The organism is Streptomyces sp. NPDC001714 (assembly GCF_042892755.1).
GTDB lineage: Bacteria > Actinomycetota > Actinomycetes > Streptomycetales > Streptomycetaceae > Streptomyces.
In genome coordinates this window covers 83,930-98,710 of sequence record NZ_JBIAUL010000020.1, presented here as the reverse complement: position 1 = coordinate 98,710, position 14,781 = coordinate 83,930, and the positions used below count along the sequence as shown (strand labels likewise).

Here is a 14,781-nt window from a genome sequence, read left to right as displayed (position 1 = left end):
GGTTACGCCGGTAACGGGTGAGGGTCAGCATCTACGCGGGTAGCCCGCCGCCTCCCGCATGACACACCCGTCCTCTGTGCCTTTCCAGGAGTCCTGAATGCCCGTCAATCCCATGAACCGCCGTGAGTTCGTGCAGAAGTCGGCCGTCACCGGCGCCGCCGTGGCCGTCGCGGGAACGGTCGGTACCGGCACCGCCCAGGCCGCCGAGGCCGGCCACCCCAAGCCGCCGAAGGCGCCCAAGACCTGGAGCTTCTCCATCCTGGGCACCACCGACCTGCACAGCCACGTCTTCAACTGGGACTACTACACCAACGCCGCCCCGAAGGACTCCAAGGGCAACACCTACGGCATCGCGCGCATCGCCACGCTGGTGAAGAACATCCGCAAGGAGAAGGGCGAGCACCGGGTGCTGCTCGTCGACGCGGGCGACATCATCCAGGGCACCTCGCTGGCGTACTACTACGCGAACGTCGACCCGATCACCGGCAAGGACGGCAAGCGCGGCCCCAAGCACCCCATGGCGATCGCCATGAACGAGATGCGCTACGACGCGGCCGCCCTCGGCAACCACGAGTTCAACTACGGCATCGAGGTCATCCGCACCTTCGAGAAGCAGTGCGACTTCCCGCTGCTCGGCGCCAACGCCCTGGACGCCAAGACGCTCAAGCCCGCCTTCCGGCCCTACACCGTCAAGCACATCAAGGTCCCCCACGGCCCGGACATCAAGGTCGGCATCCTCGGCCTCACCAACCCGGGCATCGCCCTGTGGGACAAGGACAACGTCTCCGGGAAGATGGCCTTCACGGGCCTGGTCGAGCAGGCGAAGAAGTACGTGCCGCGGCTGCGCGCCCTCGGCTGTGACGTCGTCTTCCTCACCGACCACTCGGGCCTGGACGGCTCGACGTCGTGGGGCGACGAACTCCCCTACGTGGAGAACGCGTCGAACCTGGTCGCCGAGCAGGTCCCCGGCATCGACGCGATCCTCGTCGGCCACACCCACGTCGACGTCCCGACGTACACGGTGAAGAACGCGGAGACGGGCGAGGAGGTCCTCCTCTCCGAGCCGTACTGCTACGGCTACCGCCTCTCCGTCTTCGACTTCGAGCTGGAGCTGGTGAACCACTCCTGGAAGATCACCAAGAAGACCGCCACCACCCTGAACAGCAACACGGTCGCCGAGGACCCGCGGATAACCGAACTCCTCACCGCCGACCACAACCTGGTCGTCAAGTACGTCAACACGGCGATCGGCACCTCCACGCAGGACATGTCGACGGCGGAGGCCTGCTGGAAGGACGTGCCCGCCATCGACTTCATCCACGAGGTCCAGAGGGACGCGGTCAAGGCGGGACTGTCCACGGCGGACGCCGCGCTCCCGCTGATCTCGGTGGCCGCGTGCTTCAGCCGCACCGCCGACATCCCGGCCGGCAACGTGACCATCCGTGACATCGCCGGCCTCTACATCTACGAGAACACGCTGTACGGCAAGAAGCTCACCGGCGCCCAGCTGAAGGACTACCTGGAGTACGCGGCGATGTACTACCACCAGGTGCCGAGCGGTACGAAGGTGGACACCGCCACCCTCACCAACGCCAACAGCTTCTGGGACTACATGTACGACACGGCGTCCGGTGTCTCGTACGAGATCGACATCGCGGCGGCCGAGGGCTCGCGCATCAAGAACCTCACCTACAACGGCGCGGCGATCCCCGACGACCAGGTCTTCGTCGTAGCCGTCAACAACTACCGCGCCAACGGCGGCTCCGGCTACCCGCACATCGCCGCCGCGGAGACCGCCTACAGCTCCACCAACCAGGTCCGCGACCTGATGATCGCCTACGCCACGGCCAAGGGCACCATCGACCCGTCGACGTTCGCGGCCACCAACTGGAAGCTGACGCAGGACGGCACGCCCGTCTTCTAGGACCTTCCGGCGTCTCGCGGCTTCGTCGTGTGGTGGCCCCACCCTCTCGGGTGGGGCCACCACTTTTTCTTTTTCCCGACCAAGAGCGAGCTGTCGATTTCCTTTGTGGATTTCATGGCCGCCCGCACGCGCAGCGCACCGCCGGGCGGGCTCAGGCCGCCCCGATGGCGTGCGGCCTCGGACCGGTCATGAGCCTGCGCAGGGCCCGACCCTTCCCCGGACTCAGAGCAGCGTTGCGGTCCTGACCAGATCGGCGACGGCCCGGGAGCGGCTGTGCGGCGGCCATGCGATCACGGTGGTGACCGGCGGCGCGTCCGGCACCGGTACGGCGGCCAGGCCCTCGCGCAGCTGGGGCCGGACGGACTCCGGCACCACACAGCAGGCGCGGCCCAGCGCGACCAGCTGGTACAGCTGGGCCTGGTCCCGGACCTCCGGACCGGGCCCCTCCGGGTACCTGCCGTCGCGGCCTCGCCAGCGCGCCAGGGGCAGGTCGGCCAGGTCGGTGACCTCGGCCGTCCGCACCTGCTCGCGGACGGCGAGGGGATGCCCGGCCGGCACCACCAGCACCTGGCCCTCCGTCAGCAGTTCCTCGGTGTCGAAGCCCGCCGCGGAGTCGAACGGCAGGTGCAGCAGCGCCACGTCGGCCCGTCCGTCGCGCAGCATCCGTTCCTGCTCGCCGACCCCGCACAGCAGCAGATCGACGGCGACCGCACCTGGTTCGGCGGCGTAGGCGTCGAGCATCTTCGCCAGCAGTTCGCCGGACGCGCCCGCCTTCGTGGCCAGCACCACACCCGCCCGGCCGGACGCGGCGAGCGCCGCGCGCCGGGTGCGCTGCTCGGCGGCCGCCACCGCGTCCAGCGCCGCCCGGGCCTCCCGCAGCAGCACCGACCCGGCCTCGGTCAGGGTGACCGCACGGCTGGTGCGTTCCAGCAGCGTCGCCCCGAGCCGTCGTTCGAGCTGGGCGATCGCCCGCGACAGCGGGGGCTGCGCCATCCCGAGCCGCTGGGCCGCCCGCCCGAAGTGCAGCTCCTCGGCGACGGCCACGAAGTACCGCAATTCCCGCGTCTCCACACCCTCATGCTATCGACCCGGCCGGGATCGATACCCCTGCGGTATCGCTGCCCACCCGATCGGTGTTGGCCCACGCGGCCCGGCCCCGGCCAGGATCGAAGCATGACCGAACAGCAGAAGACCGCGCTGGTCACCGGCGCGAACAAGGGCATCGGACACGAGATCGCGGCCGGCCTCGGCGCCCTCGGCTGGCGCGTCGGCGTCGGCGCGCGCGACGCGGAGCGCCGGGAGACCGCCGTGGCCAAGCTGCGGGCGGCCGGCGTGGACGCGTTCGGCGTACCGCTCGACGTCACCGACGACGCGAGCGTGCAGGCCGCCGCCGCGCTGATCGAGGACCACGCCGGACACCTCGACGCCCTCGTCAACAACGCCGGGATCACCGGCGGCAGGGCACAGACACCGACCACCGCTGACCTCGCGACGGTACGGGAGGCCGTCGAGACCAACGTCATCGGCGTCATCCGCGTCACCAACGCGATGCTGCCGCTGCTGCGCCGCTCGCCGTCCCCGCGGATCGTCAACGTGTCCAGCAGCGTCGGCTCCCTCACCCGGCAGACCGCGCCCGGCGCCGAAACGGGCCCGATCGCCGTCGCCTACTCACCGTCCAAGACGTTCCTCAACGGCGTCACCGTCCAGTACGCCAGGGAACTCCAGGGCACGAACATCCTGATCAACCTCGCCTGCCCCGGCTACTGCGCCACCGACCTCAACGGCTTCCAGGGCCACCGCACCCCGCAACAGGGCGCGGCGACCGTGATCCGCCTCGCCACCCTGCCCGACGACGGCCCGACGGGCCGCTTCTTCGACGACGAGGGCGAGGTGCCCTGGTGACTCACGTCGTGGCGTGAGCGAGGAAGGCGGCCCAGGTGGTGGGGGAGAGGGTGAGGTGGGGGCCGTCGGGGGCCGTTTTGGAGTCGCGGATGTGGATGGTGTGGGGGCAGGGGGATATTTCGAGGCAGTCGCCGCCGCTGTCGTTGCTGTAGGAGGACTTGCGCCAGGTGTAGGCGGTTTCAACGCACTGCCCGCCACTGTCGTCGCTGTAGCTCGACTTGAACCATCGCAGGGTCGTCATGTCCGCTCTTCTCCTGCCAGCTTCCGGATGAGGCTCAGGGAGTCGTCCGAGCTCAGTGCCTGCGTTCGGATCTTCGCATACCGGTGGGTGAGGCGAGCGACCTTTGCGGCATCGCTGACCAGCACGCTTTCGTCCTCGATCTCCATGTAGACCAGGCGGTGGTGTTCCTTGGTCTCCACCAGCTTCATGTCACCGCGTGCGCCTGCGTGCCCAGGCCTCAACCCCCGGTCAGTCGGCAGCACTTGGATACTCACATTGTCCCGCTCCGCGTCCTCGGCAAGAGACCGCAATTGGTCGCGCAGCACCTCCCAGCTCCCGAACGGCCTCCGTAGCACCGACTCCTCCAGGATCAGCTCGATCATGGCCGTCGGGTCCACCCGGTCGAACAGCGCCCGCCGTGCCACCCGCGCCTCGACCAGTTCCTCCACCTTCTCCTCCGGCAGCTTCGGGAAGCCTCCGCCGATCAGTGCCCGCGCGTACTCCGGTGTCTGGAACAGACCGTCGACCACGAACGTCTGGTACGACGAGAGCGTCACCGCCTCCTGCTCCACGAGCGCGAAGTTCTTGAACTGGGCCGGATACCTGTCCAGCAGTACGAACCTGCGTGCCTTCTCGAAGATGCCCAGCCCGCCACCGATCGCCTCCTCCAGCTTGGCGAGCATCTTGTCGCTGGCGGGCTGCGCTCCCGTCTCCATCGCGCTGATCGCGGACCCGGTGTAGCCGATGCGCTTCCCCAACTCCTCTTGAGTCAGCTCCTGTTGCTCGCGGAAGGCCTTCGCGAGCGCGGCCAGGAGCTGTGCCGTGCTGCCCGCCTCCGCCTTGTTCTCAGCCCGCGCCATTGCAGTCACCCCCGAACTCAACCGAACTCAAACGGTCACAACCACCGGACCCCGAATTCCCAGAGTTTGCAGCTCTTGACTCTGAGTTATGGCGACGGTAGCCGCAGGTGCCGACACTGATCCCATGAACACGCAAAGGGATCCCTTAAACCTCGGCTGGCTGCCCGCCTCGGGCATTCAACTCCGTAAAGCCGGCGTCCAGTTCGACGCGGTACGGGTGGACGACGGGGAGTGGGGGCGGCGGCTCGCCGACCGGCTCGCGGAGATGACCGGGGGTGATCCGGGACCCGTCATCGAGGTCGCCAGCGGGCGGCGGTGTGTGTACTTCCTGGTCCCGGCCGGAAGTACGGATCACCTGCCCTGGCCTGCGGAGGTGACGAGACTGACCGCCGTTCCGGCCCGGGTGTCGTACATCCCGATTCCCGCACTGGACGACATGACGTGGCCGTTGTCGTGGCGCTACCGGCCGACCTGTCCCGACCGTTTCGTGCACACGCGATTGCTGCGGTCCGCACTTCACTCGCCGGAGTGAAAAACGTCAACACGGCGCCGGGAAAAAGGGATTGTGGCTTGCGTTCGGCGCTTTGCGGGGCCCTAAAGTCACGATCAACAGATTGCCCCCGCGGTGCGCCAACACCCGGGGGCTCGACACCAGGAGACAGCCCTCCGATGCGCGTTCATCGTATGGCGCCCGTGCGCGCCTTCGCAGCCCTTGCCCACTCCCGTGTCGGGGACCGACGCCTGTCCTGGGGAGCGGTAGGCGTACTGACGTACCTCTTGGGGCTGCCGGACGGCGCCTGGATCACGGAGCGCATCCTCGCCGAACGGCGGCGGGAAGGGTGCATGTCGATCGTCGCCTCCCTGCGTGAGCTGGAGGAACGGCGGTATCTGCGGCGGGTGGTGTCGCGGGACCCGGTGACCCGGCAGTACTCGACGGTCTGCGAGGTATTCGAGTGGCCGTACGAATCCGCGACACCGGCGGGTGAAATGCAAAAAGTTCGCCTCGTGGCGGCTTAGAAAGCAGAGAAGGGAACGTCGTTGACTGTCACACTCGTACGCCCTGAGGTGGTATACCGTCGGTATACTGTCCTCATGGCAGACACCACGATCAAGGTCGACCCCGCCGTCCGTGACCGCCTTCAGGAGCTCGCCCGGGAACGCGGGATGAGCATGCGGGACCTCGTGGCGGAGCTGGCCGGAGCCACACCCACCAAGGAAGAGCTGCGCAAGCGGTACGAGGAGACCAGGGCGTACGTCGAGGAGCACTTCCTCGGCAGGCCCTACACGGAAGAGGACGAGAAGGCCGGGGAAGAACTGTGGGCCGACATCGAGTCCGGACGTATCGGGGAGGTCCAGTGACCGAGGGGGAGCGGTACCCGCTGCCGCGTGCCGTCATCTTCGACGACACGGCGGCCCTGGCGCTCGGTGCCGGTAACAGCATGGCCTCCCGGCTGGTCGTGGAGGCGGAGAAGGACGCCGCGCTGCGGGTCTACATCCCCGCGGTGAGCCTGGCCGCGGCGGAGCGGGAGCGGGCCGGGGTCGCGGAGCACGTCGGTGCGCTGCCGTCCGTCAACATCGAAGGGCTCGACTTCGCGGCGGCCACGGCTGTGGGCAAGCGGCTGCGGGCCGCGAACGGCGAGTCGTCGGAGGACGGGAAGGACGAGCCGGACTGGAGCGGTGCCCACGTGCTGCACCTTGCTCTGCCGACCGTCGAGTGGCCGCGTGGCCGTCCCGTCCTGACCAGGACCCCGATGCGGTACCGGGGCACGGGCATCCGCACCATCCGGATCGTCGAGCAGGGCTGACCACGGTCCCGACGACACCCCAAGGCTCCGGACCGAGGACGGTCCGGAGCCTTTTTCACTCACACAGAGATGAACACGCGGCTCATGGCCGGTTCAGTGGCGCCTACCAGCCGCCGAGACTGCAGTCGGAACCGACGTGGTTGAACTGCGCGCCCGGGCTGCCCTCGCCGTTGATGTCGATGAGTCCGTTGACGAGGCCCAAGTTGCCGAGGACGTCGAGGTTGAAGTCGTGGGACCGGCAGCCACCGCCGTGACCGCCGTACGCGTGCTGCTGTGCCGGCAGGGCGGTGGCCGGGACGGTGCCCATGAAGCTGACGCCTCCGACGATGGCGATCGCGACAGCTGCCTTGTGAAGCTTGCGCATGTTCCTCCTCGAGCTGATGAGAGCGCGCGGTCATATAAACTGATAAGCGCTCAATTCGGAGGCTAGATCGACATCGCTCGCCGCGCTCTTCGGAGGAGCCATACGGGGGCACCGGCATACGGGTGACCGGTCGTCAGTGTGATCGGGTGTCAGCGTGATCCGCCGTCAGCTGAAGACGATCATCGACCCCTGGGCCAGGCTGCGGGTCGCCGCCGCGTGCAGGCCCAGCCATACGTGCCGTTCCCGCGCGAAGGGGCTCGGGTCGTAGGGGGCCGGGACCGCCGGTTCCTCCAAGTCGGTGGGGGCGGCCGGGGGTTGGGGCGGAGCCGGGGGGTTCGCCGGGTCGATGCCGATCGACGGGGCGACGTACTCCAGCTCGCGCAGCAGGGCGTGGGAGGAGCCCAGCGGGCCGCCGCTGGCGAGGAGTTCGTCGCTGGAGAGCGGGTTCGGGAAGTCGACCGGGACGTAGGCGCCCGCGTGGTCGTAGTGCCAGACCAGGTGCGACTGCTGGGCCGTCGACTCGAACATCTCCAGGAGCTGCTCGTAGTCGCCGCCGAGGTCGTCCACGGGGGAGACGGGCAGACCGCAGACCTGGAGGAGGTAGGCGCGGCGGAGGAAGTGGAGTGCGTCGTAGTCGAAGCCGGCCACGGGCGCGACCTCGCCGGACAGGCCCGGCATGTACTGGTACACCGGCACCGGGGGCAGCCCTGCCTCGGCCAGCACCTTGTTGTACTGCGCGAGTTCCTCGGCGAACGGATTGTCGGGGGTGTGGCACAACACGTCGACGAGCGGTACCAGCCAGAGGTCACAGGCCAAAGAGGGCTCCTAGTATCAGCGCGTTCACAGCAAGTGCTCAGCCAGGCGGTCAGGGAAGAGTAATCCGTGCGGCGCCGGTCAGCTCCCCTCGTGCAGGTCCCATACCCAGACCCCACCGGTCCACTTACCGGGTTTTCCGGTCAGGGCCTCCACCGCCTGTCGTAGTTTCTCGTCATTGGGTTGCGGGGCCACCACAAGGACCCCCGCCTTCCAGTACGCGAAGTCCTTCTTGGCCTGTGCCCGCCAGTTCTTGCCGATCACCGGCACCTTCCCGGAGTAGCGGACGTCCCGCAGCATGCTGGAGGTGTAGCGCGGGACGGCGCCGTAGATTCCGATGCGGTCGGCGCCGTAGGGGCCGTTGAAGTATCCGCCGGGGAGCTTGAAGCCGAGACCGGCGCTGGTCTGCCAGTGCAGGGCCTCGGCGTAGCCGGGGTCCGGGAGCGGGAGGGGGACGAGGGACTCGCCCTTGCCCAGGTACGACTTCCACATCCCGCTGCTGATGAACTCCGGGACCGCCTCCCGCTGCTCGGACTTGAGCGGGGCGGGGACGATCGGCAGCAGGGCCAGGGCGACGGTGAGCAGGCCGAAGTACTGGGCGCCCATGCGGCGGGTGGCCAGCGCCCTCTCGACCGCGACCGCGAGCAGGATGCCCAGCGCGGGCGCGCAGATCATCGCCACCCGGCCCTCGATGACGGACTCGAAGAGCGGGAACTTCCGCACCAGCGCCCAGGGCCCCGGATACACCGTCTCCGTCAGCGGGATGCGGATCTTCGGGCCCATGGACAGCACGGCCGCCGCCACCGACGTGAACGCCAGCGCCTTGACCAGCGGCCGTTCCCACAGCCGTACGACGATCCCGAAGGCGACCAGGACCAGCGGCCAGCCGTAGAAGGCGTTCTGCTCGGTGGGGTTGAGGGAGAGCTCGTTGGCGCGGCCCGCGTTGCCGTAGAGCAGCGAGCGCTCGGCGAAGGCGAGGAGGGAGAGGGGGCTGTTTCCGGCGTTGTCGCCGTGCAGGACGCTGTGGTAACTCTGCGGGCCCGTGAACTGCCAGTACAGGGGGCAGACGACCAGGGGGAGGCAGACCGCCCCGGCGATCAGCAGGCCCTTGCCCAGCGGGCGCCACGCCGCCTTCGCCACCTGCGGCCGTACGGCCGCGTAGGCGAGGGCGAACAGGGTCATCCCCAACGCCGCCAGCAGGAACGGCTCCTCGCCCAGGAACACCTGGTACGCCGCCATCAGGCCGAGCACGATGCCGTCCCGCCGGACCCGCTCGCCGCCGGCGAGGCGCAGGGCGCGGTCGATGATCAGCGGGATCATGAACAGGATCACGAAGTTGGGGTGCGCGTTGGCGTGGCTGACCATCGGCGGCGCGAAGGCCGCGAGGGCCGCGCCGACGAAGGCGGCACCCCGGTGCCGTACCACCCGCTTCACGATCAGCCAGTACCAGGCGACGGCGGTCGCGGCGAGGCCCAGCGCCATGCAGACGGAGAGCGAGACGGCCGGACCGGCCAGGAGGGTCAGCGGGGCGAAGGGGACCGACAGGCCCAGCATGACCGTGTTGGCCATCAGGTTGACGCCGTCGGGGAAGTTCTGGAAGTCGGAGAAGAGCGGGTTGCGGAAGTGCGCGAGGTTGTCCGCGGTGACCGCGAAGAACCACTCCCACTGGTTCTGGTCCTGGAGGGAGTCGGTGAGGTAGCGGTGGTCCGGGTCGAAGAAGCGGCCCGAGTACAACGCCACGGACATCAGCAGGAAGAGAACCGGAACCAGCAGGTCGGCCGGGCGCAGCCGGCGGACGCGCAGGCGCGCGAGGTCGGCGAGGACCTTCGGGTAGTCCAGCGGGCCCACCTTCGAGCCGGGCTGGTGGCTCCAGCGGACCGGGACCTCGGTGATGGGGTGGCCGGCGCGGTGCAGGTGCTGCAGCACCTCCACGTCGATGCCCCAGCCGTCGAGCCGGGAGTCGGCGAAGGCCTCGCGGGCCAGGTCGCCGTCGAAGAGCTTGAACCCGCACTGGGTGTCCCTGAGACTCGGCACGGCGGTGGCGCGTATGAGCAGGTTCCCGGCGCGGCCGAGCAGCTCGCGCAGCCGGTGCTGGTGGTCGGCTATCTCCGCGCCCGGCACCGCACGCGAGCCGATCGCCGCCGCGCCGCCCTCGCTGAGCGCCTTGTCCAGCCGCTCCAGTTCCTCGATCGGCGCCGCGAGATCGGCGTCGGTGACCAGCACCCGGCTGCCGCCGCTCGCGGCGACGCCGAGCCGCAGGGCGTGGCCCTTGCCCCGGTTGCGGTCGGCGGCGACCAGCCGGACCTGCGGGTGCTGTAAGGCCGCGACCTCGCGAGTCCCGTCCGTCGAGCCGTCGTCGGAGACGATCACTTCCCAGGAGCCGAAGCGGCTCTCGTTGTCGGCGAGGTAACGGGTGACGGCGGCGAGCGTCGGACCGAGCCGCTCCTCCTCGTTGTACGCCGGGATGACGACGGAAAGAGCGACGGTCTCCCTGTTCTCCGAGGGCTCTGGAGGCTCCGGGGCCTGGGGGATCTCCGTGGACGCGGTCATCCGTTCTTCTCCGCCAGTCGCTCGATCAGGGCGAGGGAGTGCGTGTTGTACGCGGCGACGATCCCCCGGGCGGCCTCCGCGTCCCGGCGGGACAGCGCGTCGACCAACTCGGTGTGCCGGGACCACAGATACCCGCGTAGATCAGGCAGCCGGCGCAGATGCCGCACCGCGCACACCCAGGACTGCACGCGCAGCCGGTGCAGGAAGTCGGCGAGGTAGGGGTTGCCGAACAGGGCGGACAGCTCCCGCCAGAACCGGAGGTCGTAGCCGATGAGGACGGTCAGGTCGCCGGCGGTCGCGGCGCGCTGCGCCTCCTCGCCGCGCCGCCGGACCGTGGCCAGGGCGGCCGCGACCCGCGGCTCCTCGGGATTCTTGAAGGCCGGGTGGAGGCCGTCCGCGAGGGCCTGGAACATGCCGTCGGTGACCAGGCTGCGGGCCTCGATCATGCCCCGGTAGTCGGCGAGCGTGTACTCCGGCACCCGGAAGCCGCGGTGCTGGTCGGCGTCGAGGATGCCCTGCGCGGACAGGTCGACCAGTGCCTCGCGGACCGGCGTGGCGGAGACCCCGTACTGCTCGGCGATCTCCTTGACCGTGAACTCCCGGCCCGGCTGGAGCCGCCCTGCGAGCACCTCGTCACGGAGCGCGTCCGCGATCTGCTGGCGCAGGGTACTGCGGGTCACAGCGCCGTTGCCGGGCATTGTGGGGTGCCTCTCCTCACGCGTTCGGGTGACGTGCTCGCTTACACGTACATGTACGAGCACGCCACCTTACGCGTTCGGGTTCCGCGTGTACTCCTTCCGTGTCCGCGAAGCTACCCGTGGGTCCTTTCTACGGATCCTGTGAGTTTCCTGTGCTGGAGCGCCCCTTCAGGTGGCGCTGGGGGTACCCCCGGCCGAAGGCCGGGGGAGGAACTGCGCGATCAGCCCCCACCGGCCGGCGGCCGAAACCCGGCCTCAAGCCACCGTGAACTCGTCGGCCACGCTCAGCGCGGCGTCCAGCGCCGCGAACCCTTCCTTCAGCTCGGCCTCACTGACATTGCACGGCGGCACGACATGCGTCCGGTTCATGTTCACGAACGGCCACAGACCGTGCTCCTTCGCGGCGGCCCCGAACGCGGCCATCGGCGCGTTGGCCTCCCCGGCCGCGTTGTACGGCACCAGCGGCTCTCGGGTCTCCCGGTTCCTCACCAGGTCGAGCGCCCAGAACATGCCGACCCCGCGGACCTCGCCGACGCTCGGGTGGCGCTCGGCGAGCGAGGCGAGCGCGGGTCCGACCACCTCGGCCCCCAGCCGCTTCGCGTTCTCGACGACCCCTTCCTCCGCCATCACGTTGATCGTGGCGACGGCGGCGGCACAGGCCAGCGGATGCCCGGAGTACGTCAGCCCACCCGGGTAGGGCCGCCTGCCGAAGGTCTCGGCGATCCTCTCGCTGATGGCCACGCCGCCGAGCGGCACATACCCGCTGTTCACGCCCTTGGCGAAGGTCATCAGGTCGGGTACGACGCCGAACAGGTCGGCGGCGAACCACTCACCGGTCCGCCCGAACCCGGCCATCACCTCGTCCAGGACGAAGACGATCCCGTACTTGTCGCAGATCTCCCGGACACCGGCGAGATACCCGGCCGGCGGCACCATGATCCCGGCGGTCCCGGGGATGGTCTCCAGCACGATGGCCGCGACCGTGCCCGGCCCCTCGAAGGCGATGGTCGTCTCCAGGTGCTCCAGCGCCCGCGCGGTCTCCTGCTCCTCGGTCTCCGCGTAGAAACGGGAGCGGTAGAGGAAGGGCGCCCAGAAGTGCACGACCCCGGCGGCGGCGCCGTCGGAGGCCCAGCGGCGCGGGTCGCCGGTGATGTTGATCGCCTGCTGGGTGCCGCCGTGGTACGAGCGGTAGGCGGACAGCACCTTCGGGCGGCCCGTGTGCAGCCGGGCCATGCGCACCGCGTGCTCGATGGCGTCCGCGCCGCCGTTGGTGAAGAAGATCTTGTCCAGGTCGCCGGGCGTGCGCTCGGCGATCAGCCGGGCCGCCTCCGACCGCGCCTCGACGGCGAAGGCGGGCGCGAAGGTCGTCATCCTCGCGGCCTGCTCCTGGATCGCGGCGACGACCTTCGGGTGCTGGTACCCGACGTTGGTGAAGACGAGCCCGCTGGTGAAGTCCAGGTAGCGCCGGCCGTCGTAGTCCCAGAAGTACGACCCTTCGGCGCCGGCCACCGCGAGCGGGTCGATGAGGTCCTGCGCGGACCAGGAGTGGAACACATGCGCACGATCGGCCGCCTGCACGGCGGCTCCGGCCTGGGGATTGGGCTGAGGGGTCATGCGGGGGAGCGTAGGAGCGCGGGGGACGGGAGCGGTATCGGCGACATGTTCCGTGGTCAGGGGGATTCCGCGACAGGTTGTCCACAGCCTGGGGACATGGTGCGCGGCCGGTCCCTGTTACGTAACCGTAGACATGGCACTGCGCGATCCCCGGAACGGCCGCATTATTCTCGGCTCGATCACAAGTGTGAGCGAGGGGCGGATCTGCCATGGAGAAGCTGGGGCCGGGGGATCCGCAGCACATCGGGAGTTATCGGCTGCTGGCGCGGCTCGGTGCGGGCGGGATGGGGCACGTGTACCTCGCCCGGTCGGAGCGCGGCCGTACCGTCGCCGTGAAGCTGGTACGGGCGGAGCTCGCCGAGCACGAGGAGTTCCGGGCGCGCTTCCGGCAGGAGGTCCGCAACGCCCAGCGGGTCGGCGGGTTCTGGACCGCCCCCGTGCTCGACGCCGACACCGAGGCCGCCGTGCCCTGGGTGGCCACCGGCTATGTGGCCGGGCCGAGCCTCCAGCAGGTCGTCGAGCACGACCACGGGCCACTGCCCGAACGGTCGGTGCGCATCCTCGCCGCCGGGCTGGCGCACGCGCTGGGCAACATCCACGCGGCCGGGATCGTCCACCGGGACCTCAAGCCGTCCAACGTGATGCTCACCATAGAGGGGCCCCGGGTCATCGACTTCGGCATCGCGCGGGCGCTGGAGACGCTGCCCGGCGAGAGCCTCACCCGGACCGGCTCGCTCGTCGGCTCGCCGGGCTTCATGGCCCCCGAGCAGGTGCGCGGCGACCGGATCACCCCCGCCTGCGACGTCTTCTGCCTCGGCTCGGTGCTCGCCTACGCGGCCACCGGCCGGCTTCCCTTCGGCTCCACGGAGGGCGGCGCACACGCCCTGATGTTCCGGATCGCCCAGGAGGACCCCGACCTCTCCGGCCTCCCCGAGGACATCGCCGACGTGGTCCGCGACTGCCTGCGCAAGGACCCGGCGGCCCGTCCGTCGCTGGACGCGATCCTGGCCCGGACCGGAGCGGGCGGCACGGTCTGGGAAGGCCGGTCGCGGGACCCGTGGCTGCCGGGGGCGCTGGTGGCGCAGCTCGGCCGCCACGCCGTCGAGCTGCTGGAGGTGGAGGACCCGACGGTCCACGGGGCGCTGCAAGGGGTGACACGTCACGAGACGCAGGGGTCAGCAGACCCGGGGGCGCGACCAGCCCCCACCCACCCGCAGCCGACACCCAACCCGCCGTCCCCGGAACACGCCCCCGCCCACCCGGCCTACGGCTACCCGAACCAACCCCACCAGCACCCGCAGTCGTCCCCGTACAACCCGTACAACCCGTACACCGACACCGCCCCCACTCCCACCCCCGACCCCACCCAGATCTACCCACCCGTCCCCCCGCCCCCGCTGTACGACCCCCTCCCGGCCGACGAGCCCCGCCGCACGGCCCGCTCCACCGCCCTCCTCGTCGCCATCGCCCTGATCGTGCTGCTGGCCGCGGGCGGCTCGGTCTACGGGCTCATGAACAGCGGCGGCGACGACGGCACGGACGCCAAGGCGGGCGGCGGGACCACCTCCGCCCCCTCGGCCACCGACCCGACCACCGCCGCGGAGCCGACGCCCACCGAGTCGCCCTCCTCCTCGGCCGCCCCCAAGGGCACCGTCCCGAGCGGCTTCCTCGGTACCTGGGCCACCTCGATAGACAACGACACGGGCCACAACACCCGCGAACTGACCATCCGCCAGGGTGCCGTGGGCGACACGGTCCTCACCCTGGCCGCGGACGGCCCCGGCTACCACTGCGAGTTCGCGGCGAAGCTCGCCGAAAAGCCGGGCTCGGACGGCCCGTTGGAGATCGGTCCGTCCACGGTCACGGCGGGCAAGCCCCGTTCGTCGTGCAGCGCCGGAGCGGCCACCGAGGTGACCCTGCTGTCGGGCGGCAAGCTGAAGCGCGCGACGAAGGACGGCGACGAGAGCCTGACCTACAGCAAGGAGTGAACTCACCCTCCGTACGAGGTAGTTGAACGTTCGGCGAACAACA

Annotated in this window: 15 protein-coding genes; 7 read left to right on the top strand and 8 right to left on the bottom strand. The window is 69.9% G+C overall.

Annotation, left to right across the window (positions count from 1 at the left end; genetic code table 11):
• The first annotated feature begins 97 nt into the window (after positions 1-97).
• A complete protein-coding gene (locus tag ACFY0P_RS40150; protein WP_388925150.1) occupies positions 98-1,924 on the top strand; it encodes a bifunctional metallophosphatase/5'-nucleotidase in 1,827 nt (608 codons plus the stop codon).
• Positions 1,925-2,146: 222 nt separating this feature from the next.
• Here ACFY0P_RS40150 and ACFY0P_RS40145 read toward each other — a convergent pair whose 3' ends face one another.
• The gene (locus tag ACFY0P_RS40145; protein WP_388925147.1) at positions 2,147-2,995 is read right to left on the bottom strand and encodes a LysR family transcriptional regulator; all 849 of its coding nucleotides are present in this window, start codon (positions 2,993-2,995) and stop codon (positions 2,147-2,149) included.
• 102 nt (positions 2,996-3,097) lie between these two features.
• Between ACFY0P_RS40145 and ACFY0P_RS40140 the strand changes: the two genes are divergently transcribed.
• Positions 3,098-3,826, top strand: a complete 729-nt coding sequence (locus ACFY0P_RS40140) for an SDR family oxidoreductase (protein ID WP_388925144.1) — start codon at positions 3,098-3,100, stop codon at positions 3,824-3,826.
• Between the two features lies 1 nt (position 3,827).
• On the opposite strand, the gene ACFY0P_RS40135 is transcribed toward ACFY0P_RS40140, so the two are convergent.
• Positions 3,828-4,067 (bottom strand): DUF397 domain-containing protein, encoded by a 240-nt coding sequence (locus ACFY0P_RS40135; RefSeq protein WP_388925141.1) that lies wholly within the window; start codon positions 4,065-4,067, stop codon positions 3,828-3,830.
• Complete coding sequence (locus ACFY0P_RS40130) at positions 4,064-4,906, bottom strand: helix-turn-helix transcriptional regulator (protein ID WP_388925138.1); 843 nt, start codon at positions 4,904-4,906, stop codon at positions 4,064-4,066. The genes ACFY0P_RS40135 and ACFY0P_RS40130 overlap by 4 nt, the downstream gene beginning before the upstream one ends.
• Positions 4,907-5,030: 124 nt before the next feature.
• Here ACFY0P_RS40130 and ACFY0P_RS40125 point away from each other — a divergent pair, with 124 nt between their 5' ends.
• The 4 genes from ACFY0P_RS40125 to ACFY0P_RS40110 all read left to right on the top strand — a co-directional run bounded on the left by ACFY0P_RS40125 (position 5,031) and on the right by ACFY0P_RS40110 (position 6,711).
• Entirely contained in the window at positions 5,031-5,438 is a 408-nt protein-coding gene (locus tag ACFY0P_RS40125) for a hypothetical protein (RefSeq protein ID WP_388925136.1), read from the top strand.
• Positions 5,439-5,575: 137 nt separating this feature from the next.
• Complete coding sequence (locus ACFY0P_RS40120; RefSeq protein ID WP_388925133.1) at positions 5,576-5,923, top strand: hypothetical protein; 348 nt, start codon at positions 5,576-5,578, stop codon at positions 5,921-5,923.
• Between the two features lie 75 nt (positions 5,924-5,998).
• A complete protein-coding gene (locus ACFY0P_RS40115; protein WP_362326915.1) occupies positions 5,999-6,265 on the top strand; it encodes a hypothetical protein in 267 nt (88 codons plus the stop codon).
• Positions 6,262-6,711 (top strand): hypothetical protein, encoded by a 450-nt coding sequence (locus ACFY0P_RS40110; RefSeq protein WP_388925130.1) that lies wholly within the window; start codon positions 6,262-6,264, stop codon positions 6,709-6,711. The genes ACFY0P_RS40115 and ACFY0P_RS40110 overlap by 4 nt, the downstream gene beginning before the upstream one ends.
• A 103-nt stretch (positions 6,712-6,814) precedes the next feature.
• Here the strand turns inward: ACFY0P_RS40110 and ACFY0P_RS40105 are convergent, their stop codons facing one another.
• The 5 genes from ACFY0P_RS40105 to ACFY0P_RS40085 all read right to left on the bottom strand — a co-directional run bounded on the left by ACFY0P_RS40105 (position 6,815) and on the right by ACFY0P_RS40085 (position 12,750).
• Positions 6,815-7,075: a hypothetical protein gene (locus ACFY0P_RS40105; RefSeq protein ID WP_388925127.1), complete on the bottom strand. Its 261-nt coding sequence runs from the start codon at positions 7,073-7,075 to the stop codon at positions 6,815-6,817.
• Between the two features lie 165 nt (positions 7,076-7,240).
• A complete protein-coding gene (locus ACFY0P_RS40100) occupies positions 7,241-7,891 on the bottom strand; it encodes a hypothetical protein (protein ID WP_351956489.1) in 651 nt (216 codons plus the stop codon).
• Between the two features lie 78 nt (positions 7,892-7,969).
• On the bottom strand, positions 7,970-10,438 hold the full coding sequence (locus tag ACFY0P_RS40095; RefSeq protein WP_388925124.1) for a dolichyl-phosphate beta-glucosyltransferase: 2,469 nt from the start codon (positions 10,436-10,438) through the stop codon (positions 7,970-7,972).
• Complete coding sequence (locus ACFY0P_RS40090; protein ID WP_388925121.1) at positions 10,435-11,136, bottom strand: GntR family transcriptional regulator; 702 nt, start codon at positions 11,134-11,136, stop codon at positions 10,435-10,437. The genes ACFY0P_RS40095 and ACFY0P_RS40090 overlap by 4 nt, the downstream gene beginning before the upstream one ends.
• A gap of 255 nt (positions 11,137-11,391) precedes the next feature.
• Positions 11,392-12,750 (bottom strand): aspartate aminotransferase family protein, encoded by a 1,359-nt coding sequence (locus ACFY0P_RS40085; protein ID WP_388925119.1) that lies wholly within the window; start codon positions 12,748-12,750, stop codon positions 11,392-11,394.
• Between the two features lie 209 nt (positions 12,751-12,959).
• Between ACFY0P_RS40085 and ACFY0P_RS40080 the strand changes: the two genes are divergently transcribed.
• Positions 12,960-14,738 (top strand): serine/threonine-protein kinase, encoded by a 1,779-nt coding sequence (locus ACFY0P_RS40080; RefSeq protein ID WP_388925115.1) that lies wholly within the window; start codon positions 12,960-12,962, stop codon positions 14,736-14,738.
• Positions 14,739-14,781: the final 43 nt, after the last annotated feature.

Bases quoted from the DNA above. Each gene is read 5' to 3' on its own strand.
- ACFY0P_RS40105 (WP_388925127.1), bottom strand. From the start codon at position 7,075: ATGCGCAAGCTTCACAAGGCAGCTGTCGCGATCGCCATCGTCGGAGGC.
- ACFY0P_RS40140 (WP_388925144.1), top strand. From the start codon at position 3,098: ATGACCGAACAGCAGAAGACCGCGCTGGTCACCGGCGCGAACAAGGGC.
- ACFY0P_RS40090 (WP_388925121.1), bottom strand. From the start codon at position 11,136: ATGCCCGGCAACGGCGCTGTGACCCGCAGTACCCTGCGCCAGCAGATC.
- ACFY0P_RS40135 (WP_388925141.1), bottom strand. From the start codon at position 4,067: ATGACGACCCTGCGATGGTTCAAGTCGAGCTACAGCGACGACAGTGGC.
- ACFY0P_RS40085 (WP_388925119.1), bottom strand. From the start codon at position 12,750: ATGACCCCTCAGCCCAATCCCCAGGCCGGAGCCGCCGTGCAGGCGGCC.
- ACFY0P_RS40095 (WP_388925124.1), bottom strand. From the start codon at position 10,438: ATGACCGCGTCCACGGAGATCCCCCAGGCCCCGGAGCCTCCAGAGCCC.
- ACFY0P_RS40080 (WP_388925115.1), top strand. From the start codon at position 12,960: ATGGAGAAGCTGGGGCCGGGGGATCCGCAGCACATCGGGAGTTATCGG.
- ACFY0P_RS40115 (WP_362326915.1), top strand. From the start codon at position 5,999: ATGGCAGACACCACGATCAAGGTCGACCCCGCCGTCCGTGACCGCCTT.
- ACFY0P_RS40130 (WP_388925138.1), bottom strand. From the start codon at position 4,906: ATGGCGCGGGCTGAGAACAAGGCGGAGGCGGGCAGCACGGCACAGCTC.
- ACFY0P_RS40150 (WP_388925150.1), top strand. From the start codon at position 98: ATGCCCGTCAATCCCATGAACCGCCGTGAGTTCGTGCAGAAGTCGGCC.
- ACFY0P_RS40120 (WP_388925133.1), top strand. From the start codon at position 5,576: ATGCGCGTTCATCGTATGGCGCCCGTGCGCGCCTTCGCAGCCCTTGCC.
- ACFY0P_RS40125 (WP_388925136.1), top strand. From the start codon at position 5,031: ATGAACACGCAAAGGGATCCCTTAAACCTCGGCTGGCTGCCCGCCTCG.